The sequence below is a fragment of the Promicromonospora sp. NPDC057138 genome (genome assembly GCF_042670845.1).
Classification (GTDB): domain Bacteria; phylum Actinomycetota; class Actinomycetes; order Actinomycetales; family Cellulomonadaceae; genus Promicromonospora.
In genome coordinates, this window is the sequence record NZ_JBHUUX010000031.1 from 36,528 (window position 1) to 58,059 (window position 21,532).

Genomic DNA, 21,532 nt, shown 5'->3' on the forward strand with positions numbered 1-21,532 from the left:
CTTCTTCTTCATTCTCTGGCTGACCTCATAAATTCACCCCACGCAATGTGCCGCGCCTCGGGGATCCGGTTTCGAGATCGGTCGACTGCTTCGAGGTCCTTCGTTGGACCGATCTCGAATCAAACGACCGAAGTCGTACGACAGTCGGCATGTCAACGATCGGTGACACCCGGGCGAGATGTCGACGATCGGTGACATCACCTGCTCAGACGAGGCCCAGCCGGTGCGCGAGCACCACCGCCTGGACCCGGTCGCGCAGGTGCAGCTTGGACAGCACGTTCGAGACGTGGGTCTTCACCGTCGCCTCGCCGAGGTACAGGGTCGCGGCGATCTCCGCGTTCGACAGCCCGGTGCCCACCAGCTCGAAGACCTCACGCTCGCGTGGCGTGAGGAGGGCGAGGCCGTCCGGGGCAGGCACCTGAGCGGACCGGGTCTCGACAGGCTCGACCAGCGAGTGCTGCTCGACCAGCGAGTGCCGCTCGGCCGACGAGTGCCGTTCCCCCGCCACCATCTGCTCGATCACCCGTCGCGTGATCTGCGGAGCGAGCAGCGCGTGCCCGGCCGCCACCGTCCGCACCGCCTCGACGAGGTGTTCCGCGTCCGAGTTCTTCAGCAGAAACCCGGACGCCCCGGCCGCGAGCCCGTCGAACACGTACTCGTCGTGGTCGAACGTCGTCAGCACCAGCACCTTCGCCAGATCCTCCGCGACGATCCGGCGCGTGGCCTCGATGCCGTCCATGACAGGCATCTGGACGTCCATGAGCACGACGTCGGGCCGCAGCTCGCGCGTCAGCTCGATCGCGGCGGCGCCGTCGCCGGCCTCGCCGACCACGTCGAGGTCGTCCTCCACCGAGAGGATGAGAGAGAAGCCGGAACGCACCAGCGCCTGGTCGTCTACCAGCAGCACGCGCGTCATCCGGACACCTCCGAGCGGGGGGCGGGCCTCGTCCGGGCCGGGTCAGCCGGACGGCCCACCGCCGCATGGTCCGGCTGAGACAAGGAGACCGGATCCGGCGCGGGCAGCGGCAGCCGCATCCTGACCCGGAACCCGCCGGTGGCACGCGGCCCGATCTCGACCACGCCCTGATGGGTCGCCGCGCGTTCCCGGATCCCGAGCAGCCCGAGCCCGGAGCCCGACGTCCCGCGGCGCGGGCGCCCGTCGTCGAGCACCTCCACCTCGGCGAAGCCGTGCGCGAACTGGCGCCCCTCCGACGTCGCCGGGCCGCGCACGACGCGGAGCGTGACCGTCGCCGAGCGGGCGGTCGAGTGCTTGCGCACGTTCGCCATGGCCTCCTGGGCGGTGCGGTAGAGGCTGAGACCCATCGGGTCGGGGACGTCGGCCGCGGCGCCCAGCGGCTCCTCGACCTGGCGGAACGTGGTGTCGAGGCCGTCGTGGTCGGCGGCGGTGAGGGCCGGCAGGTCGGCGAGCCCTGGCTCGGGCGCCCGGGAGGCGCCGTCGGATCCGGTCAGCGGGCCCGGGGCACCGCCGTCGGGCACCGAGCGGAGCGTGCCGACCAGGTTGCGCATCTGCGCGACGCCCTCGCGCGACTCGCGCTCGATGGTCGCGAGCGCCTCCGCAGCCAGGGCCGGGTCGCGGTTCAGGACCCGGCGCGCGGCGGCCGCCTGGATCCCGATCACCGACACGTGGTGCGCGACGACGTCGTGCAGCTCGCGCGCGATGCGCACCCGCTCGGCCACGATGGCCTGGTCCGTGAGTGCCGCCGCCTGCCTCTCGATGGTGACCGCCTGATCGGCGAGCTGCTCCCGGCGGCGGGCCGCGTTCCACTGCATCTGGCCCGCCACGACCGCGCCGCCGAAGAACGCGATGTTCACGACGAACTGGTAGACGGCGCTCGCGAGGTACGGCTCGACAGTGCCGGGCCAGTCCGCGGGGGTCGGGAACTCCTCGAAGAGCGTCTCCATGCCCTTCCGCACCGCGAACATCCAGATGAGCCACGCGAACATCACCAGCACGCAGGCGCCGACCACCACGAGCATCGCCCGCCGGTCCCGCGCCCAGGCCACGGCAGTGAACAGCGCGACGAAGTACATGACCTGCATCGGCATGAGCGCGGTGATCCCGCCGATCGTGAGGCCGAGGCCGAGCCAGATCCCGTACACGAGCGCGAGGGACACCAGCGGGTAGCGACGGCGCCATGCCAGCGGGACGGTGCTCACCACGGCGAGCAGGATGATCAGCCACAGGGGCTCGTCCGTGCCCTCGAAGAAGCCCATGCTGCGGCCGAGCTCGACCGAGACCGCGGCGAACACCGCGAAGCACGCACCCAGCAGCAGATCCCTGCGGTAGGCGTCACGGCCCGCGGGCACCCGTTCCCAGTCGGAGTCGACGCCGAACCAGTCGAGCACGCGGCCGACGACGCCCTCGGCGGACCGGGGCGCCGCGGCCGGCGCGCCGTCGGGCTGCCGGACGTCGGACTGCCCGACGTCGGACTGCCCGACGTCGGGCTGCCCGACGTCGGGCTGCCCGACGTCGGGCTGCCGGACCTCGGGCTGCCGGACCTCGGGCTGCCGGACGTCGGGCGGGGATGGAGCATCGACCATGCCCCCACCCTAGGAACCCGCGGCCGAGACCGCTTCCGCCTGAAGATGGAGACTGCCACTCCGGATCGCCGGAAACTTTTCGCGGGCCGCGGAGATTGCTGGACACCACCGGCCCGCTGTCGCATGGTGACGAAAGCACCAGCCCGACGAAGGGAAGCTGTCGCATGACGTTCTGGATCTGCCGCACGTGCGGCGTGGAGCACGAGTCCCGGCCCGACGTCTGCGCCATCTGCGCCGACGAGCGTCAGTGGGTGCCCGACGACGGGCAGCACTGGACCACGCTGGAGGAGCTCGCCGCCGAGGGGGAGCGCATCTCGGTCGAGGAGCTGGAGCCCGACCTGTTCGCCCTCGACACCGTGCCCGACGTCGGCATCGGGCCTACCGCGAAGATCGTCCGGACGGTGCAGGGGAACCTCATGTTCGACGTCCTAGGGTACGTCGACGACGACGCCGTCGCCGCCGTCCGGGACCTCGGCGGGCTCGCGTTCATCGTGGCGAGCCACCCGCACATGTACGGGGTGCAGGTCGAGTGGAGCCGCCGGCTGGGCGGCGTCCCGATCCTGGTCAGCGAGCCGGACGCCGGCTGGCTGGCCCGGTCCGACGACGCCGTCGAGCTGTGGAAGGGCGACCGCGAGGTCCTGCCCGGCGTGACGCTGAGCCAGCCCGGCGGGCACTTCCCGGGCTCCTCGGTGGCGTACTGGGCGTCCGGCGCGGCGGGGAAGGGCGTGCTGCTGAGCGGCGACACGATCTTCGCGAACCCGGACCGCACGTCGGTGTCCTTCATGCGCAGCTACCCCAACCGGATCCCGCTGTCAGGGGCCGTGGTCCAGCGGGTCGCGCGCCACGTCGCGAGGTTCGAGTTCGACCGGCTCTACAACAACTTCCGGGGCATCATCCCGACCGACGCGCGGGAGGTCGTGCTGCGCTCCGCGGAGCGCCACGCGGCCTGGACGAGCGGCGCCTACGACCACCTCACGTAAGACCCAGTTGTGGGCGGGATCGTTGCGACTACGCGTCCCTTTTAGCCGCAACGATCCCGCCCACAACCCCGACTCAGCAGCAGCGGGCTCCTGGGGTCGCGTCCTCGGCCGCGTGGCGCTCCCGCCAGTAGTCCCGGACGGTCGGCACCTCGGCGTCCGGGTGGACGCGGCGCAGGTGCGCCACGTACCGCGCGTAGTCGCTCTCGCCCAGCACGCCGGCGACGTACCAGGCGAGAGCGCGCCAGCCCCGGCGGACGACGGCGAGCGCGCCGCCGCCGTCCGCCATCGGGGCCGGAACCGGAACGGGGAGCGAGCTCACGCGTGCGTCCCCGCCCGGAGCTTGTCCGGGTTCTCGTCGTAGTAGGCGGTCCACTGGGCGGCCACCTCCCGTTCGGCGTCGGTGGACACGAGGCCGGACGGCGCGAACAGCGCCGACTTCGCGTCCGGCTCCTCGGTGGTCGGCAGGCCGCCGGCCCGGATCGCCTTGACGCACACCCACAGCGCCACCAGGGCGACGATCAGCACCAGCAGCGCGAACACTATGGACAGCGTGCCCTGCAGGGACGTGTTGCGGATGACGGCGTCCATCGCCGTCGTGTCCGCAGCCGTCCCGAACGACGTCTCGCCCGCCGCCCGCGCCTCGCGGAACGCGTTGTGCTGCGCCCAGTACCCGAGGGTCGGCTCGGGCGAGAAGATCTTCTGGAACGACGCCGTCATGGTCACCGCGAGGTCCCACACGAGCGGGACGGCGGGGATCCACGCCCACTTGAGGTAGCCCTTCTTCACCACGACGACCGTGACCAGCGCGAGCGCCATCGCGGCCAGGAGCTGGTTCGCGATGCCGAACAGCGGGAACAGCGTGTTGATGCCGCCCAACGGGTCGGTCACGCCCATGAGCAGGATCGCGCCCCACAGGCCGCACACCACTATCGAGCAGATCCACGCGCCCACCCGCCAGGAGGGGTCGCGGAACTTGCGCAGCGGACCGCCGAGGTTGCCGAGCGTGTCGGACAGCATGAAGCGGGCGACGCGCGTGCCGGCGTCGACCGTGGTGAGGATGAACAGGGCCTCGAACATGATCGCGAAGTGGTACCAGAACGCCGTCATCGCGGACCCGCCCAGGAACGAGCCGAGGATCTGCGACATGCCGAACGCGAGGGTCGGGGCGCCGCCCGTCCGGGAGATGATCGATTCCTCGCCCACCGAGTCGGCGGCGCCCTGGATCTCCGCCCCGGTGGCGGGCGGACCCGCCAGGCCGAGGCTGTTCACGTAGTCCGCGGCGGCGCCCGGCTCGCCGCCGGTGAGCGTGGCGGGGGCGTTCATCGTGAAGTACAGGTGCTGGTCGATCGAGATGGCGGTGACCAGCGCCATGATCGCCACGAAGGACTCGGTGAGCATGCCGCCGTAGCCGATGAGCCGGAGCTGGCTCTCCTTCTCCACCAGCTTGGGGCTCGTCCCCGACGAGATCAGGGAGTGGAACCCGGACAGCGCCCCGCACGCGATGGTGATGAACAGGAACGGGAACAGCGTGCCCGCGAAGGCGGGGCCGTTGCCCTCGATCGCGAAGCTGGAGACGGCGGGGGCCTGCACCGCGGGCTGCGCGATGAGCACGCCGACGGCGAGCAGCACGATGGTGCCCACCTTCATGAACGTGGACAGGTAGTCGCGCGGGGCGAGCAGCAGCCACACCGGCAGCACGGACGCGAGGAACCCGTAGCCCACGATGAGCCAGGCGACGGTCACCGGCTCGAGGGTGAACGTCTCGGCGCCCCACGGGGTGTCGGCGACCCAGCCGCCCGCGACGATCGCCAGGACCAGCAGCACGACGCCGATCACCGACACCTCGGAGACCCGGCCCGGGCGGAGGTACCGCAGGTAGACGCCCATGAACAGCGCGATCGGGATCGTCATGCCCACGGAGAACACGCCCCATGGCGACTCCGCCAGGGCGTTGACCACCACGAGCGCGAGCACGGCCAGGATGATGATCATGATGACGAAGACGCCGATCAGGCCGGCGGCGCCGCCGATGGAGCCCATCTCGTCGCGGATCATCTGGCCGAGCGACCGGCCCCGGCGCCGGGTGGACAGCCACAGGACCAGGTAGTCCTGGACGCAGCCGGCCAGGACGGCGCCGATGATGATCCACAGGGTGCCGGGCAGGTAGCCCATCTGGGCGGCGAGGACCGGGCCGACCAGCGGGCCCGCGCCCGCGATGGCGGCGAAGTGGTGCCCGAACAGCACGCGGCGGTCCGTGGGCGCGAAGTCCCGGCCGTTCTCGTGCTCCTCGCCGGGCGTGGCGCGGTCGTCCCGCGGCCGCACCACCTTGTACTCGATCAGCCGGGCATAGAAGCGATACGCGATGACATACGTGCCGACGGCGGCGACCACGAAGTACGCGCCGTTGACGGCCTCGCCGCGCACGAACGCGACGAGGGCCCAGGCGACCGCCGCGACGACTGCGATCGCCGCGAAGATCAGCTTCTTGCCGGTGGTCATGGGTCTGCGGTCGATGATCGCGACCGGGGGGAGGTCCGGATTGGTCCGGACCAGCTCAACGTGCTCGGGTGAGCGCACGGCGGCCTCCTTGCCGGGGTGGCCGGCCCAGCGAGGGGGCCGGAACCTGGATGAAATCCTTACTGCCGACAGACTCTAGTTGCCCCGGAACGCGAAGAACCAGGCCCGGAGCCACTGACGGAACTGTCAGATGTACAGGTCAGGGGAGTGATCTGTACGTCTGACACGTCCAGGTGTGGGAGCCTCGTGCCCATGACCTCCACTCTGCTGACCTCGCGCGTCAGCTCAGCGCGTCTGATCGCCGCGTTTCTCGTGTGCGCGTCAGCGATCCTGCTGTTCGCCGTCCACGTGCGGCCGATCGCCTATGTCCCGCTGGTGCTGGGCATCGCGCTGGGCCTGTGGGCCGACCGCGCGCTGGGTCGCGACCTCGCCCTGATCGGCCTCGGGATGGGGATCATCTCGACGATCTCGCTCAAGGCCGACCTGTCGAACGCCGGGATGCTGCGCTTCACGCTCGCGCTCGGCGGGTCGGTGCTGGTGCCGTGGGCGCTGTCCCGGTTCGTGCTGAAGCAGGACACCATCCAGTTCCCCGTGCTCACCGGACGCCGCTGGGGGCGCGGGCAGTGGATCTACCTCGCCGCCGTGGTGGTGCTGGGGTACGTGCTCCTGCCCTTCTACTTCCTGGGCTCGGGCGCGTACCTGAACTGGCCCGACCTCAACGGGACCCAGGACATCTGGCGGCTGTTCGTCGGCGTGAACGCCGTCGGCATCTGGGACGAGCTGTTCTTCATCTGCGTGGTGTTCGCCCTGCTCTGCCAGCACTTCCCGATGTGGCAGGCCAACGTGCTGCAGTCGATGATCTTCGTGTCGTTCCTGTGGGAGCTCGGCTACCGCGAGTGGGGCCCGCTGCTGACGGTGCCGTTCGCGCTGGTCCAGGGCTGGATCTTCGCGAAGTTCAAGTCGCTGAGCTACGTCGTGGCGGTGCACCTGCTGTTCGACGCCGTGGTGTTCGCCGTCCTGGTGCACGGGCACCACCCGGAGCTGTTCGACATCTTCGTGACCGCGCCCTGATCGCTGGGTCAGACGGCCGGGGTGTCGACCGACCGCGCGGCGCGGGCAACGACAAAGGCGGGCCGCCGAGCATGACGCTCGGCGGTCCGCCGGCTTGCTGGGGGTGTCTTCTCGGTTACGACCAGCTACCCGATCCGCCGCCGAAACCGTTGACGGTGGAGACGGACCCGGCCTGGAAGTGGCCGAGGAGGTTGGAGCTGCCGTCGAAGAACAGGAGGCTCGTGTAGACCGAGGTCGCCTGGAACTCGAAGCTTTGCGTAGCGGAATAGAGCCGGTTGAGGTCGTCGGTGTAGACATCACCATAGAGGGCACCGCCGCCTGGCGTGGTAAGGCCGCCGGCCTTGCCGTTGAACGTCTTGCCGCCGTTCTTGATGGTCACCTGGAACTGCAGGTAGAACATGAAGCTCGCGACGCTGCCGTTGGCCGGATATGAGGTATCTGCCTCAAGGAGCGCCGCGGCAGCGGCATCGACCTTGTCCTGCGCCAACTTGCCGTGCGCGTGCCGCACGAACCCGTCCGCAACTGCCTGACGGTCCACGGCCGGACTTTCCTCACCAGTCACTTGCTCGACCATATGCTGGCCTCCCTAGTAGGTCGGGCTCACGCACCCGCCTTCGAGCGCCTTTGCCCTCTGAGGCACTTCGCGGAGCGCGAAGAACCACAATCGGAACCTAGGAAGGAAGCATCCTGCTGTCCACCGGGGGCGCTTGTTGCCGCCTCAGAAATGGGTTTCTCAACGGGGTTTTCCCGGGTGAATTACGGCGGATCGCACGAGTTTGTCTCACCCCGTTCGACGATCCGCACTAAATTCACCCGCTGGGCTGTGGACGGCTGTGGCTGGCCAGGTCAGGACGCTAGGAGTCGGAACCGTCGTTGGAACCCGGACCGCCGACGGCGGCCAGCAGGTCGCGGACGTCCTCGACCTCGATCCGGATCGCGTCGGCATCGGACTGCGCCAGCGCCTTCGCCTCGGCGTCCTTGCCGCCCTCGATCTCCTGGTCGGCCGGCTGCAGCCCGCCGTAGTGATGCTCGACGAGCGCGGCCAGCAGCGCGATGTCGAAATCCGTCGCATGGAGCGACGCGATCCCGTTCACCTGCGCGTCGGTGAGCATGCCGTGGTTCCCGCCCTCGTGCGAGTGCGCGGTGGCACCCACCCGGGGCCCGCTGCCGTCGTCGGGCAGCTCGGTGTCGAAGCCGTCCTCGGCGAGCGCGAGGGCCTCCTGGCCCGCCGCCGGAACCGGGATGTCACGTGCCTCCAGCCAGTCGGCGAGCTCGCGGACCCGGCCCGCCGACGCCTCGCCGACGTCGACCGCCAGGGCGAGCACGTCGTCGTCGGTGGACCGCCCGGGGGCGAGCGCCGCGAGCTGCACGGCCTGCGCGTTGTGCTCGATCGCGACGGCGACATAGCCGGCGTCCGCGTCGGAGTACCCGGCGGCTTCCTGCTTGGCCGGGACCAGCACCCCCAGCCACAGCAGCAGCGCAAGCACGACGGCGAGACCTCCGGCGAGCACGGCCCCCATGATCCGGAGCCGCCGCCCCAGCCCGTACGCCGACGGCGTCGCCGTCGGCCCCTGATCAGGCACATCGCCCGACGGCGGGGTGGTCTCCTCGGTCGTCGAGTCCTGGGGCGTCATGTCCGGGAGGCTCCCATATAACCCCCCGCCCGCGCCAGGCCGCCCGCGAGCACTCCAACGGTCCGTCCGCCGAGGTAGGGCGAAGTAGTCGGCTGGCGAGGTAGTCATGCGGCGAGGTAGTCACCCAGGTCGCGCTGAGTGACTACCTCGCCGCATGACCTCGCCAGAGTTCTAACTCGGCGGGGGTGGGGTCAGCGGCTGAACGATGTCTGCATCTGCGGGTTCAGGCTGGTCTGCCGGACTCGCTCGGCCGGACCGTCGATCGAGTTGTCGATGTCGAACGTGTCGAACCCGATGCCGAGGTCGTTCGAGTACGCGTACCCGTTGTAGTAGTACGTCGACCAGGTACCGCCGCTGCTGACACCCTCGCCGCGGTCGAACCACGCGACCTCACGCGGGTTCGCCGAGTCGGTGAAGTCGAACACCGAGACGCCACCCTGGTACCAGGACTGGACCATCAGGTCCTTGCCCTCGACCGGGATCAGCGACCCGTTGTGCGCCACGCAGTTCTCGTTGGCGGTGTTGATCCGCGGGATCTTGTAGTAGGACGCCAGCTCGAGCTTCTTGCCGTATCGGCCGCGCTCGATGTCGTAGATGCCGTTGGCGCCCAGCTCCGGCGCGTACTCGCCGGTGCAGGTCGCGAGACCGCCGCCGCCGAGCTCGTCGGTGAAGACCACCTTGGTGGCGTCGTTGTTGAAGGTCGCCGAGTGCCAGAACGCGAAGTTCTCCGTGTCCCGAACTCGGCTGATCACCTTCGGGCTTTCCCGGTTCGAGATGTCCATGAGGATGCCGTCGCCCATGCACGCACCGGCGGCCAGGTCGTACTTGGCGTAGGTGGTGATGTCGTGGCAGCCGCTCGTGGTGGAGGCGCGGCGGTCGGGGTCACCCTCGTAGCCGCCGTCCGGGAACAGGTTCGGCGTCGCGACCAGCGCGGCCGACGTCGGGCTCCGCACCGGGATCTTCACGATCGAGACGAAGTCGTGCGGCGGCTGGCAGTCCGGGTACGTCGTGTTCGGCGAGTACGACGACACGTAGGCGTACAGGTTCCGGCCGTCCTTGGACGGAGCCAGCGAGTTCGTGTGCGAACCGCAGTCGGTCTCGACCGACTTGATGTATTCGGGAGCGAGCGGGTTGGAGATGTCCCAGATCTTGATGCCCTCCCACGCCGCCTTCTCGGTGGCCGGGAGCGTGGTCGAGCTGCAAGAGTCGTCGCTGCGCGACGAGTCCGTGGACAGCACCAGGATGTCCTTGTAGACCGAGACGTCGTTCTGCGAGCCCGGGCAGTACACCTGGACTACCTGCTCCGGATTCTCCTTGTCCGTCAGGTCATAGACGGTGAACCCGTCGTAGTTTCCCGCGAACGCATACTTGCCCTGGAACGCGATGTCCGAGCCCGTGCCCTGCAGCGCTCCGTTCTTGGGCTGATTGCTCAGATGGGTCATGTTCGATGACGCCGTCTCACCCGGCGGTACGTCCGGATCCGCGACAGCAGCGGCCACGGGCCCCGCGAGCGCCACGGCCGCGGCGGCGAAGAACGCCGTCAGGGCGACACCAGCGGCGCCCCGCGCACGAGATCGAGTAAAGGTTTTACGACGCACGGGCGTCACACCTCCTAGGTCGGTTGAGGCAGTGTCACGCACAGGAACCTCCCAGCACCAGGAATATTGGTGATTTTTTACATGGTGGTGACAATTCACCCCGTAACGGCGCAGAGGGGGCAGCCGGGGGCGACTCACGCAGGTCATACCACCTTGGTAGATTCCGGCGGACCGATGACGTAGTCGTGGCAGAGCACGCGAGAGGATCACCCGTGGAGATGCTGACAGGTACCGCACGACGTGCGCGGATCCGAGCCCTCGCGCTCGGCGTTGCCGTGCTCGCGCCGGCCCTCGTGCTGTCCGCCTGCGGCCCGGACGAGGAGCCGGCGGCCGTCTCGACGCCGGGCTCCGTCGTCCTGCAACCGGGGAAGCCGGGCGAGAAGAACGAGACGATCGCACCCGAGGACTACGAGGGACCGCCCGCCCAGGCACCCTTCACGGAGGCCGACGCCGGCTTCCTGAGCGACATGATCCTGCACCACGGGCAGGCCATCGAGATGTCGGTCCTGGTCCCGGAGCGCAGCGCATCTGAGCAGATAAAGAAGTTCGCGGCCCGCATCGATGTGGTGCAGGGCAGCGAGATCGACCTGATGTCCGGCTTGCTGGAGGACAACGAGTACCCCGTGCCCATGACCGCCGAGGGCGGGGACGGCTCCGGGCCGCGAGCTCCGGAGCACGGGCACGACGCCGCCGACATGCCCGGCATGCTGACCGACGCCGAGATGGCAGCGCTCGAGAAGGCGTCCGGGACGGAGTTCGACCGGCTGTATCTCGAGGGCATGATCAAGCACCACGAGGGCGCACTCACGATGTGCGAGGAGATCGCGGCATCCGGGAGCAAGGAGCGCGTCCTCGAGCTCGCGACCAACATCGCCGCCGACCAGATGGCGGAGATCGACCGGTTGGCGAACATGCGCGCCGAGCTGTGACGCGCCGGCCGTGACATGACGATCGCCGGGGCAGAGCTGTTCGCTCTGTCCCGGCGATCTTCGTTGGTCAGGCCCGACGCCGGTTCAGCAGGATCAGGCCCGCGAGCGCCGCCAGCAGGCCGAGTGCCGCGAAGAGGATGACGCTGATGCCGACGGCGCCGGCCCCCGAGCCGTCGACCTTGGTGCGGAGCATGCCCGTGCCGTCGGACAGCTGCGTCGTCCCCGAAGCCACCTCGGTGGTGCCGGACGCGAGCCTGCTGGAACCGTCGGCGAGCTGGCTGGTGCCGTCGGCGAGGGTGACGGCGCCGGCTGCCAGCGCCTGAGTGCCCGCGTCGAGTGCGCCTGTGCCGTCGACGAGGGTGCGGGTGCCCTTCCGTGCGTCCCTGAGGCCGTCGCGGACCTTGACCGACCCGTCGGCCAGCCGCTGCGACTTCGCGACCTTCGGGACCACGCGGTCGCGCACCTTGATGATGCCGTCGACGAGCTGGCCGGAGCCGGTGTGCAGCTCGGCAACGCCGGAGACGAGCGCCGGCGTCTTGGAGAACAGCGTGGCGTTGCCGTCAGCCACCCGTGTCGCGCCGGAGAGCACCTCGGGCATCTTCTTCCTGAGCGCATCGGCCCCACCTGCGACCAAGGCACTGCCGCCAGCCACCTTCTTGGCCCCTGCGACAAGAGTCGAGCTACCTTCATACGCTGAGCCGACGCCGGCGACGTACTCCTGGATGCCTGGCGCGAGCCTCCCGATGCCACCCTGCAACGCGGCGCCACCAGCCTTGACCTTCTCCGAGCCGACTGCGACGGCGTCCGTGCCGTCCGCCAGGGTCCCGACGCCTGCGGCAACCTGCTGAACACCGCCAGACACCTGCACAGTGCCTCCGGCCACGGCCGCCGAACCGCTCGCAACGGCAGAAGCTCCGGCCGACAGCTTGCCGAGCGAACCGCCGAGACCGGCAGCACCTTCCTTGGCCTGATCGGCTCCCGCCACAACCTGTCCGGCCCCGGCAGCCAGGCCGCCGGCGGATGCCGCGAGCCCTTCGAGCTGCTGCTTCAGGGCAGGGTCATCGGTGGTTCCAGCGAGTTCGGTCAGCTTCGCCTGGAGAGCCTGGTTGCCACCCTGGACCTGCTGCGCACCCGAGACGAGGCCGCCGAGCTTCGTGGCGAGCACATCCGCGCCGGCCTTCGCCGCGGCAGCGCCGTCCGCCACCGGTGCGGCGCCTTCCGCCACCTGCTGCGCCCCTGCGGCTGTGCCTGCCGCGCCCTGCACGAGCGTCGGCGTAGCTGCGTCGAGCTGCTGCATACCGGCGTTGAGCTGGTCGACGCCCGCGTCCAGAGCAAAGGCGCCAGCGGCCAAGGTCCCCGCGCCGGACTGGAGATCGCTGGTCCCGTTCAGGATTGCTCCGTTGTTTGCCGCGAGGAGCGACAGCCCACCGTTGAGTGCCGAGTTGCCTGCGTAGACCAGGGCCGTCCCGCCCGCGACGTCCTTGGTTCCGTCCGCGAGCGGAGTCACGCCCTCGTCGTTGATTCTCTCTACGCCGTCCTGCAGCTTCAGAGACCCGTCGGCGAGTTGCTCGGCGCCGTCCGCAAGCTCGGGCGCCTTGGTGTCCAGCGTGCCGAGCCCGTCATTCAGCTTCCGCGAACCGTCGGTCAGCCGCAGCGACGCATCCGCCAGGTCAGAGACGTCTTGCGCCGTCTCGGCGGTTCCGTCCGCGATCTTCTTCGATCCGTCGTGCAGCTTGATCACGCCCGCACGCAGCTCAGCGGCTCCGGAGTCGAGCTGCCCGGCGCCGTCCGCAAGCTTCTCGACGCCCGGCACTACGTCGTTCTGCACAGCGATGTTGAGGTCGGTCGCCCCGGCATCGAGGTCGCCCACGCCGGAGACCAGCTCGGCCTGGACGCCGTCATTCAGCTCGCCTGCGCCGTCGGCCAGCTGATCCGCGCCGTCCGCGACCTGGCCCTGGAACACGAGCATGAAGGCCGTGGCCACTATCGCGCCGATGAGCAGGAAGGCGACGCCCACCGCCATCAGGATCGTGGGTGCTGGTCCGGGTCGTTGTGATCGGGTGGCATGCAACTGCGTCATCGGTTCGCCTCTCGTTCGCGGGCGTCCCTGCCGCGCGAAAAGTTGTCCGACCGGCGCCCCTGTTCGCCGGGCCCGCCGCCGTTGGCGGGCACGAAGCCCGTCATCTCGGGCGTCTGCGCCGAAGGTACCGGCCAGGACGGCCGCGCGGAACGCTTCTACTGATCACATCTCAGTAAAGGACAGAAGATCACCCGCACCGACGTCCGCGCAGTTCAACCCGGCAATCGAGGCATCAGCCCAGCCGCGCGTCGACCGCCTCCGCCGAGAATCGGTCGTCGACGGCGACCCGCGCGAGCCCGATCAGGACGGCGTCCGGCCCGAGCACGGCCGGCCGGATCCGCAGGCGCGCGGTCGCCCGGGGCTGCGCCCCCGCGTAGATGCCGGCCCGGATGCCGGCGATCATCGCCGGCACCGCCAGCTCCCCGGCGACCACCAGGTCGGCCGGGTTGAGCACCCCGACCACCACGGCCAGCACCCGCCCGATCAGCCCGGCGGCCCGGTCCAGCTCCGCGGTCACCAGCGGGTCGCCACGTTCGGCGAGCTCGCGCAGCTCGGCGAGCGAGCCGACGTCGGCCCCCGCCTCCCCGAGCCGGCGCAGCAGCGCCGCGCCGCCCGCCTCCGCGGCGAGGCACCCTCGGCGGCCGCACCGGCAGACGGCGTCGCCGCCCACGTCGATGTGCCCGATGTCGCCGGCGCCGCCGTCGGTCCCGCGGTACGTGCGACCGTCGATGACGAGCCCCGCCCCGAGGAATCCAGACACCTTGACCAGCACGAACGGCTGCGGCCGGCCCTCGCGCCGCACGCCGAGCTCGGTGAACTCGCCGTACGCCATCGCGTCGGCGTCGTTCTCGAGGTGGACCGGCACGTCGAACCGCTCGCGCACGGTCTCCACGACGGGCCACGCGCCCCAGCCCGGCATGACCGGCGGATCGGACAGGCGGTGGCTGTCCGGGTCGACCGGCCCCGGCACGGACAGCGCGACGCCGCCGACCTCGGCCGGCTTGATCCCGGCGTCGGCCAGGAGCGTGTCGAACCCGTCCAGCACCTGCGGTACGACGACGCCCGGGCCGGCCGCGAGGTCCACGGCCAGGGGCGCCCGGGCCAGCAGGGCTCCGTGCGGGTCGACGACGGCGAGCGCCACCGCGGCCGAGGTCTGCGCGCCCTGCAAGGCCGCGCCGTCGGGCACGGTCCCGAGCTCGAGCGCTGCCACGAGCACCAGCGAGTCGGCCGGGTCGAAGACGAACCGCTCGGAACGCCGTCCGCCCGTCGCCCCCGCGTCCCCCGCCGCGCGGACGATGCCCGCCGCCACGAGCGCGTCCATCCGCTGTGCCACGGTGACGCGCGACAGCCCCGTCAGCTCAAGGACCTGGGTACGCGTGGTCGCCCGCCCGCTCCTGATGAGCTGCAGGATCTCGCCCGCGCCTGCTGCCACGTTCTGCCTCAGTTCTCCCCGGCCCCATTATCCCTTGTCGGCGCCGGCCGTCAGCCCCTCGGTGAGGGCACGCTCGGCCACTCCGTACAGAATCACGATCGGCACGGTGAGGAGCACGCTGCCCGCCATGAGGACCGTCTTCGACACCTCCTGGCCGTCGGCCAGGCGGGTAAGCCCGAGCGAGACGGTCCACAGGTCCTGCTTGGCGGAGAGGAACAGGAGCGCGAACAGGAACTCGTTCCACGCGATCATGAACGAGTACAGCGCGGTCGACATGATGGTCGGCATCGCGAGGGGCATGGTGATGCGGGTCAGGATCTGGAAGCGGGACGCGCCGTCGATCACCGCCGCCTCGTCGATCGACTCCGGGATGCCCGCCAGGTAGTTGCGCAGCATGTGCACCGAGACGGGCACGGTCAGCGCCACGTACGCGATCACGAGCCCCACCAGGGACGACCCGAGCCCCAGCACCTGGAAACCGACGAACACCGGCACCGCGATGATGATCGTCGGGAACAGGTACACGGCCAGGAACAGCCACGAGACCTGCGAGCGCCCCGCGAACCGCAGACGCGTCAGCGCGTACGACGCCGGGACCACCAGGGCGATCGTCAGCGCCGACGCCGCGACGGCGACGATCGCCGAGTTGCGCATGAACCGCGCGAACCCGTACCCGCCGTCCGCCTCCGAGGCCAGCACGTCGCGGTAGGTCTCGGTGGTGATCCGGTCGAGGGCGGGCAGCACGCGCAACGGCTCGCGGAGCAGGTCGTCGATGCGCACGAAGCTCAGCGACAGCATGTAGGCGAACGGCAGCACGGTGGCCAGGACGAACGCCACGATCACGACGACGCGCAGCACTCGCAGCACGCCGCTCTGGACGGTCACCGTACTCATCACGCCTCCCTCTGCCGGGCCGTCAGGCGCAGGTAGAGCGCCAGCGCGACGCCCAGGAACACGGCCATCACCGCGGCGGTCGCGCTCGCGCCGCCGATGTCGCTCGACCCGGTGAGCTGCTCGAACACCCGCACGGAGGCCACCTGTGTGCCGGCGGCGCCGCCGGTAAGCAGGTAGACGTCCTCGAACTCGTTGAAGGCCATCACCATGCGGAACAGCACCAGCAGCGCCACGGTGGGCAGCAGCTGCGGCAGCACCACGAACCAGAACTTCTGCAGGGGCGTGGCGCCGTCGACGACGGCGGCCTCCTCGATCTCGCGGCTCAGGCCCGTCAGGGCCGCCCCGAGGAACAGGAACGCGAAGGGGAAGTACCGCCAGATGTCGTAGACGATGACGGTCAGGAGGGCCGTGGGCGCGGAGCTGAGGAAGCTGACCGGGTGCTCCCACCCGAGCACCTGCGTGCCGAACGCGTTCACGACGCCGTACTGCGGGTTCAGCGCGACCTGCCACACGAACGTCGTGGCGACGACCGGCGCCACGTACGGGAGCAGCATCACCGCGCGCAGGGGCGCCCGGAACCGGAACCGGTCCCGGAACGCCAGCGCGGCCACGAGGCCCACCGTGATCGAGCCGACGGTGGTCGCCACCGAGTACTCGACGGTGGTGAGCAGCGACTGCCAGAACGCGGGCGCGGCGAGCACGTCGGCGTAGTTCTCGAGCGTGACCTCGTTGAACAGCCCGTTCCGGGCCACGTCCACGTACCGCGCGTCCTGGAACGACAGCACCACGGTCCACACGATGGGGACCACGATGATCGCGGCCACCACGAGTGTCACCGGCGCGATGAGCGTGATCCCGTCGCGGCTCTCGGACCCCCGCAACTTCGACGCCATGCCAACCCTCCCTTCCTCCTTTGTTGTGGGCGTGATCGTTGCGCCCACAACGGGCGCGTAGACGCAACGATCACGCCCACAACCAGCGGGTTCAGTCGCGGCCGGCGATGTCGGCCACTGCCTCCTGCATGGTCGTCTGGGCCTGGGCGGCGTCGACGCTGCCGGAGCCGAGGTCGGCGGCGGCCTTCGCGAGCGGCAGCTCGCTCGTGATCGGGCCGAGGATCGCGCCCTGGTCCTGCGGCAGCGCCCAGCGGTCCGCCGACTCGGGGGCCGCGGCGAGGGTGTCGGTCACCTCCGCGGGCCACACGTCGGAGAACGTCTTCTTGGAGTCGACGCCGATCTCCAGGTCGGACCACGCGTCTGTGTACTCGGTCGGGTTCTCCGCCGTCCCGGTGCGCACGGGGACCTTGCCCTCGGGCGCCATGGACAGCCAGTCCACGTAGGCGTCGGACATCATGTACTCCACGAAGTCCGTGGTCTCAGGGTCCGCGCCGTCGGTGATCCCCCAGGACACGAACTCGACGTACCCGGCGGCGTCCCCGCCCGAGGACGGCCCTTCCACCACGGGGACGACGGCAGTGTTCTCGGCGAGCCAGCCCGGGTCGTCGGCGCACTCGTCGCACGACGGCGTGAACTCCTCGCGCAGGCCCGCCATCTCGTCCAGCAGGAACGACGACCAGACGGTCATCGCCGCCTGCCCCGCGAAGTAGGACGACCGCGTCGACTCGACGCCCTGCGTGCCCTCGGGCGAGAACTCGCTGGCCAGGTCGGCGTAGAGCTCGATCGTCTCGGTACACGCGGGGCTGTCGAGGGTCGCCTCGCCCGCGTCGTCCACCAGCTCGCAGCCGTTGCCCTGCGCCAGGAACTCGAGCGTCTGCTGCGTGAACGGGTCGGCCGCGTCCGTGGCCAGGGTGATCCCGTACCGGCCGCCGGTGGTGAGCTCCTCGGCGGCCGCGCGCAGGTCGTCGTAGGTGGTGGGCGGCTCCAGGCCGGCCTCCTCGAAGAGGTCGGTGCGGTAGAAGACCATCATCGGCCACGCGTCCGACGGCACGGCGAGCAGCTCGTCGCCGTCGCTCGTCAGCTCGAGGGCCAGCGGCGTGAACGTGTCCTCGCCGAGCGCGTCGACCACCTCCGCCGCGGCGTCACGGTCGAGGTAGCCGTCCCGGTCGAAGGACCGGACCAGCCCGGGGCTGATCGCGTTCACGACGTCCGGCATGTCGTCGCCGGAGAGCGCCGCTGCGGACAGGAGCTGGGAGACCTGGTCCTCCTCGACCGGCACCAGCTCGGTCTCGACACCGGAGTCCTCGGCCCAGGCGTCCATCGCCGCCTGCTGGATCGCGAGCCGCTCGGGCTGGGTCTCGACGGTCCAGACGGTGATCGTCCCGTCGGACTCGGGGCCGCCGCTGCCACAGGCGGTGAGCGTGAGGGCCGCGGCGGCGGCCGCGGAGGCTGCGATCGTCAGGCGGGCCGCAGCCGCCCGGTTCTGCCGGAACATGACATCTCCTCGTCATCGAGCGAGTGGATCTGCACTTATGTCTAACCTATTGTCGAAAGATGCACAAGGACTTTGAGGAAGATGCCGCCGACGCCGCCGCGCGCGTCCTCGACACCAACTGGACCGGCCGCTACACGGTCCCGGCCACGGGGCTGTACCCGCACCAGTGGAGCTGGGACTCGGCGTTCGTCGCGATCGGCAACCGGCACCGCGCGCCGGGACGCGCGCGGGCGGAGCTGGTCACGCTCCTCGACGCCCAGTGGTCCGACGGGCGGGTGCCGCAGATCGTCTACGACGTCGGCCGCGACGACGACTACGCGCCGGGCGCGGAATTCTGGCGGTCGGCCACCTCAGGACTGGTGCAGCCGCCCGTGCACGCCTGGACCGCGTGGCTCGTGCACTGCGCGGACCCTGCCGGTTCGGTGCGGGAAGGGTTCCTCGCGCGGGTGTATCCCCTGCTCGCGCGCTGGCACGACTACCTGCACGGCCCGCGCGCGGGCGCCGTCGGGCTGCCGGTGACGAAGCATCCGTGGGAGACCGGCACGGACAACTCGCCGCTGTGGGACGCCGCGCTCGAACGCGTGCCCCCGGAAGCGCGCACGGCCATCCGACGGCCGGACCTGCGGCACGCCGGGACTGGCGAGCGACCCGGCAGCCGCGACTACCGGCGTTACTACCACCTCGCCGAGGCCTACCGCGACGCCGGCTGCGCCGACGACGTCCCGATCGGCTTCGCCATGGTCTGCCCCCTGTTCACCTCGGTACTGGCTGTCTCGGAGCTCGCCCTGGCCAGGATGGCGGCCGCGTTGTCGGACGGCGGGGGCGCCGCGCACGAGGCGGCCGCCGCCCGCGTGATCACCACGATCGACGAGCATCTCTGGGACGACGAGCTCGGACTGTACGTGGCACTGGACGACACCACCGGCGAGCGCGTCCGTAGCGCGACGGTGAACGGCCTGGTCCCGTTGCTCCTGGCCGACGGACTGCGGAAAGGCCGCGCCGAACGCCTGCTGGAGGCGCTCACGGGCCCGGGATTTCTGGGTGGTGGGCCGTACCTACCGAGCACCGCCCGGGACGATCCGGCGTTCGACCCCGCCCTGTACTGGCGGGGACCCGCGTGGTTCAACACGTCGTGGCTGCTGGTGCGTGCCGTCCGGGCGCTGGGCCACGTCGACGTCGCGGCGCGCCTGCTCGAGCACTTCGACATCGCCGCACCGGATTTTCCCGAGTACGTGGATCCCAGCACCGGAGCCGGCCGGGGGACGCGCCAGTTCTCCTGGACAGCCGCCCTGACACTGGACGCACTGCTCTCGGACGAGTCGGACGTGCTGCCGGAGCAATAGCGTCGACCCGAACGACAGTCCGCTTCGATCACACGGCTATGCCTGCCGATCGACCCGGATCCATGCGCAACCGTGTGCTCGAAGCGGGCATTGACCACGCACCCGGCTGCGCCTCCGCGCAGCAGAAGGCCCCGGCTCCCCACAGGGGAACCGGGGCCTTCTCGCGATCAGACGATCACGCGGTCACGCAGTCAAACGAGCACGCAGTCAAACGAGCAACCAAGCGTGAGCTCAGCCGGCGATGACCTTCACGCCGATCTTGGCCGACACCTCAGGGTGCAGGCGGATCGCCACGGTGTACTCGCCGGTCGTCTTGATGGACTGACCGATCTCGATCTTGCGCTTGTCGACGGACGGGCCACCGGCAGCGGCAACCGCACCGGCGATGTCTGCCGTGGTCACCGCACCGAACAGGCGGCCACCGGGGCCGGCGTTCGCCGTGACGGTCACCGGCTTCGCGGACAGCGAGTCGGCCAGGGCCTTCGCGTCGTCCAGCGATGCGATCTCGCGGCTCTTGCGAGCCTTGCGGATCGCGTTGATGTCGGACTCGGCGCCCTTGGTCCAGGGCGTCGCCAGCGAACGCGGGATGAGGAAGTTACGGGCGTACCCGTCCTTCACCTCAACCACGTCGCCGGGCTCACCCAGGCCGGTCACCTCGTGGGTCAGGATCAGCTTTGCCATTGTTCTCGATCCCTTCCTCAGCGAGCCGTCGACGTGTACGGCAGCAGGGCCATCTCGCGGGCGTTCTTCACGGCCTTCGCGATCTGACGCTGCTCCTGCACGGAGACGCCGGTGACACGCCGCGCGCGGATCTTTCCGCGGTCGGAGATGAACTTGCGCAGGAGCGCCGTGTCCTTGTAGTCGATGTTGTTGATCTTCGCCGACTTCAGCGGGTTGATCTTCTTCTTGGGCTTGCGCACCACAGGCTTCGCCATGGTGTTGCTCCTTCGTCAGGTGCTGCCCGCTCGGCCTGGCAGGCCGGGCGAGCAAAAAAGGTGAACTGGGGGGTGCCGATCAGAACGGCGGGTCGTCCGAGAACGAACCACCGGACGACGCCGGGCCTGCCGTGGCCCACGGGTCGTCGTTGCTCTGACCGCCACCGGAAGAACTGAATCCTCCACCGGAGCCGCCGCCCTGCTGGGCGCCGCCACCGTTGAAGCCACCGCCGCCACCGCCACCGAAGCCGCCGCCACCGCCGGACCGCTGGGCCCGGGTGACCTTGGCCGTGGCGTAGCGCAGGGACGGACCGATCTCGTCCACCTGCAGCTCCACGACGGTTCGCTTCTCGCCCTCACGGGTCTCGTAGGAGCGCTGGACCAGGCGACCCTGCGCGATGACGCGCGTGCCCTTGGTCAGCGACTCCGCGACGCTCTCCGCGGCCTCGCGCCAGATCGAGCAGCGCATGAACAGGGTTTCCCCGTCCTTCCACTCGTTGCTCTGGCGGTCGAAGGTGCGCGGGGTCGACGCCACCGTGAAGTTGGCGACCGCAGCACCTGAAGGGGTGAAGCGCAGTTCCGGGTCCCCGGTGAGGTTCCCGATCACTGTGATGACAGTTTCACCAGCCATGCCAATTCCTCGATTCAGTCGACGTTCCGTACGCGGTATCCGGGCTCGCGGTGAATGCAACCACGAGACACTGACACTCGCGCGGGCGCAGAGGGTTCAGTTCGGACGACTCACTTGTCGCCGGTGCGCAGGATCTTGGTCCGGAGCACGACCTCGTTGAGGCCGAGCTGACGGTCCAGCTCCTTGGCGGTGGCAGACGTCGCGGTGAAGTCGACCACGGCGTAGATGCCCTCGGACTTCTTCGCGATGTCGAAGGCCAGACGGCGGCGCCCCCAGATGTCCACCTTGTCGACGGAGCCACCCTCGGTCGTGATGACCGACAGGTACTTGTCGAGCGACGGGGCAACGGTGCGCTCCTCGACCTCCGGGTCCAGGATCACCATCAGTTCGTACTGACGCATGTGTATACCCACCTCCTCTGGTCTCAGCGGTCACGGTCGATCCGTGACAGGAGGGTTCACAGCAAGGGCCAAGCCTACCCGCCATGTGCGAAACGGCGGAATCGAGCGCGCGAGACCCCTCTCACAGGAGATCCCGG

The 21,532-nt window shown here is 70.0% G+C and carries 20 protein-coding genes; 4 read left to right on the top strand and 16 right to left on the bottom strand.

Annotated elements, in window-relative coordinates; all coding sequences use genetic code 11:
• Nucleotides 1-205: 205 nt before the first annotated feature.
• The gene (locus ACFT2C_RS17230) at nt 206-916 is read right to left on the bottom strand and encodes a response regulator (protein ID WP_377208291.1); all 711 of its coding nucleotides are present in this window, start codon (nt 914-916) and stop codon (nt 206-208) included.
• Nucleotides 913-2,562: a sensor histidine kinase gene (locus ACFT2C_RS17235; protein ID WP_377208292.1), complete on the bottom strand. Its 1,650-nt coding sequence runs from the start codon at nt 2,560-2,562 to the stop codon at nt 913-915. Before ACFT2C_RS17235 ends, ACFT2C_RS17230 begins: the two co-directional genes overlap by 4 nt.
• 164 nt (nt 2,563-2,726) lie before the next feature.
• Here ACFT2C_RS17235 and ACFT2C_RS17240 point away from each other — a divergent pair, with 164 nt between their 5' ends.
• Entirely contained in the window at nt 2,727-3,542 is an 816-nt protein-coding gene (locus tag ACFT2C_RS17240) for a hydrolase (protein ID WP_377208293.1), read from the top strand.
• A gap of 73 nt (nt 3,543-3,615) precedes the next feature.
• Here the strand turns inward: ACFT2C_RS17240 and ACFT2C_RS17245 are convergent, their stop codons facing one another.
• Both ACFT2C_RS17245 and ACFT2C_RS17250 read right to left on the bottom strand, forming a co-directional pair.
• The gene (locus ACFT2C_RS17245; RefSeq protein WP_377208294.1) at nt 3,616-3,861 is read right to left on the bottom strand and encodes a YbdD/YjiX family protein; all 246 of its coding nucleotides are present in this window, start codon (nt 3,859-3,861) and stop codon (nt 3,616-3,618) included.
• Nucleotides 3,858-6,119, bottom strand: a complete 2,262-nt coding sequence (locus ACFT2C_RS17250; protein ID WP_377208295.1) for a carbon starvation CstA family protein — start codon at nt 6,117-6,119, stop codon at nt 3,858-3,860. Before ACFT2C_RS17250 ends, ACFT2C_RS17245 begins: the two co-directional genes overlap by 4 nt.
• 192 nt (nt 6,120-6,311) lie before the next feature.
• Between ACFT2C_RS17250 and ACFT2C_RS17255 the strand changes: the two genes are divergently transcribed.
• A complete protein-coding gene (locus ACFT2C_RS17255) occupies nt 6,312-7,130 on the top strand; it encodes a type II CAAX prenyl endopeptidase Rce1 family protein (RefSeq protein WP_377208296.1) in 819 nt (272 codons plus the stop codon).
• Between the two features lie 115 nt (nt 7,131-7,245).
• Here the strand turns inward: ACFT2C_RS17255 and ACFT2C_RS17260 are convergent, their stop codons facing one another.
• The 3 genes from ACFT2C_RS17260 to ACFT2C_RS17270 form a co-directional block, all read right to left on the bottom strand.
• The gene (locus ACFT2C_RS17260; RefSeq protein ID WP_377208297.1) at nt 7,246-7,704 is read right to left on the bottom strand and encodes a VapA/VapB family virulence-associated protein; all 459 of its coding nucleotides are present in this window, start codon (nt 7,702-7,704) and stop codon (nt 7,246-7,248) included.
• A 280-nt stretch (nt 7,705-7,984) separates the two neighbouring features.
• Nucleotides 7,985-8,764: a DUF305 domain-containing protein gene (locus tag ACFT2C_RS17265; protein ID WP_377208298.1), complete on the bottom strand. Its 780-nt coding sequence runs from the start codon at nt 8,762-8,764 to the stop codon at nt 7,985-7,987.
• Nucleotides 8,765-8,955: 191 nt separating this feature from the next.
• On the bottom strand, nt 8,956-10,362 hold the full coding sequence (locus tag ACFT2C_RS17270; RefSeq protein WP_377208299.1) for an LVIVD repeat-containing protein: 1,407 nt from the start codon (nt 10,360-10,362) through the stop codon (nt 8,956-8,958).
• A 218-nt stretch (nt 10,363-10,580) separates the two neighbouring features.
• Between ACFT2C_RS17270 and ACFT2C_RS17275 the strand changes: the two genes are divergently transcribed.
• The gene (locus ACFT2C_RS17275) at nt 10,581-11,291 is read left to right on the top strand and encodes a DUF305 domain-containing protein (protein WP_377208312.1); all 711 of its coding nucleotides are present in this window, start codon (nt 10,581-10,583) and stop codon (nt 11,289-11,291) included.
• Between the two features lie 67 nt (nt 11,292-11,358).
• On the opposite strand, the gene ACFT2C_RS17280 is transcribed toward ACFT2C_RS17275, so the two are convergent.
• The 5 genes from ACFT2C_RS17280 to ACFT2C_RS17300 form a co-directional block, all read right to left on the bottom strand.
• Nucleotides 11,359-13,371 carry a hypothetical protein gene (locus ACFT2C_RS17280; protein WP_377208300.1) on the bottom strand — a complete coding sequence of 671 codons (2,013 nt, stop codon included), beginning with the start codon at nt 13,369-13,371 and terminating at the stop codon, nt 11,359-11,361.
• Nucleotides 13,372-13,603: 232 nt separating this feature from the next.
• On the bottom strand, nt 13,604-14,803 hold the full coding sequence (locus ACFT2C_RS17285) for an ROK family protein (protein WP_377208301.1): 1,200 nt from the start codon (nt 14,801-14,803) through the stop codon (nt 13,604-13,606).
• A 27-nt stretch (nt 14,804-14,830) separates the two neighbouring features.
• The gene (locus tag ACFT2C_RS17290; protein WP_377208302.1) at nt 14,831-15,697 is read right to left on the bottom strand and encodes a carbohydrate ABC transporter permease; all 867 of its coding nucleotides are present in this window, start codon (nt 15,695-15,697) and stop codon (nt 14,831-14,833) included.
• Nucleotides 15,697-16,590 carry a carbohydrate ABC transporter permease gene (locus tag ACFT2C_RS17295; protein ID WP_377208303.1) on the bottom strand — a complete coding sequence of 298 codons (894 nt, stop codon included), beginning with the start codon at nt 16,588-16,590 and terminating at the stop codon, nt 15,697-15,699. Before ACFT2C_RS17295 ends, ACFT2C_RS17290 begins: the two co-directional genes overlap by 1 nt.
• 91 nt (nt 16,591-16,681) lie before the next feature.
• On the bottom strand, nt 16,682-18,085 hold the full coding sequence (locus ACFT2C_RS17300) for an ABC transporter substrate-binding protein (protein WP_377208304.1): 1,404 nt from the start codon (nt 18,083-18,085) through the stop codon (nt 16,682-16,684).
• Between the two features lie 59 nt (nt 18,086-18,144).
• On the opposite strand from ACFT2C_RS17300, the gene ACFT2C_RS17305 reads away from it, so the two are divergent.
• The gene (locus ACFT2C_RS17305) at nt 18,145-19,428 is read left to right on the top strand and encodes a hypothetical protein (protein ID WP_377208305.1); all 1,284 of its coding nucleotides are present in this window, start codon (nt 18,145-18,147) and stop codon (nt 19,426-19,428) included.
• 231 nt (nt 19,429-19,659) lie between these two features.
• On the opposite strand, the gene rplI is transcribed toward ACFT2C_RS17305, so the two are convergent.
• The 4 genes from rplI to rpsF form a co-directional block, all read right to left on the bottom strand.
• Nucleotides 19,660-20,109, bottom strand: coding sequence for a 50S ribosomal protein L9 (rplI, locus tag ACFT2C_RS17310; RefSeq protein ID WP_377208306.1), 450 nt, complete (start codon nt 20,107-20,109; stop codon nt 19,660-19,662).
• 17 nt (nt 20,110-20,126) lie between these two features.
• Entirely contained in the window at nt 20,127-20,363 is a 237-nt protein-coding gene (gene rpsR / locus ACFT2C_RS17315) for a 30S ribosomal protein S18 (protein ID WP_108492916.1), read from the bottom strand.
• A 79-nt stretch (nt 20,364-20,442) separates the two neighbouring features.
• Nucleotides 20,443-20,994, bottom strand: a complete 552-nt coding sequence (locus ACFT2C_RS17320; protein ID WP_377208307.1) for a single-stranded DNA-binding protein — start codon at nt 20,992-20,994, stop codon at nt 20,443-20,445.
• 110 nt (nt 20,995-21,104) lie between these two features.
• Nucleotides 21,105-21,395, bottom strand: a complete 291-nt coding sequence (gene rpsF, locus ACFT2C_RS17325; RefSeq protein ID WP_207211701.1) for a 30S ribosomal protein S6 — start codon at nt 21,393-21,395, stop codon at nt 21,105-21,107.
• Between the last annotated feature and the right edge of the window lie 137 nt (nt 21,396-21,532).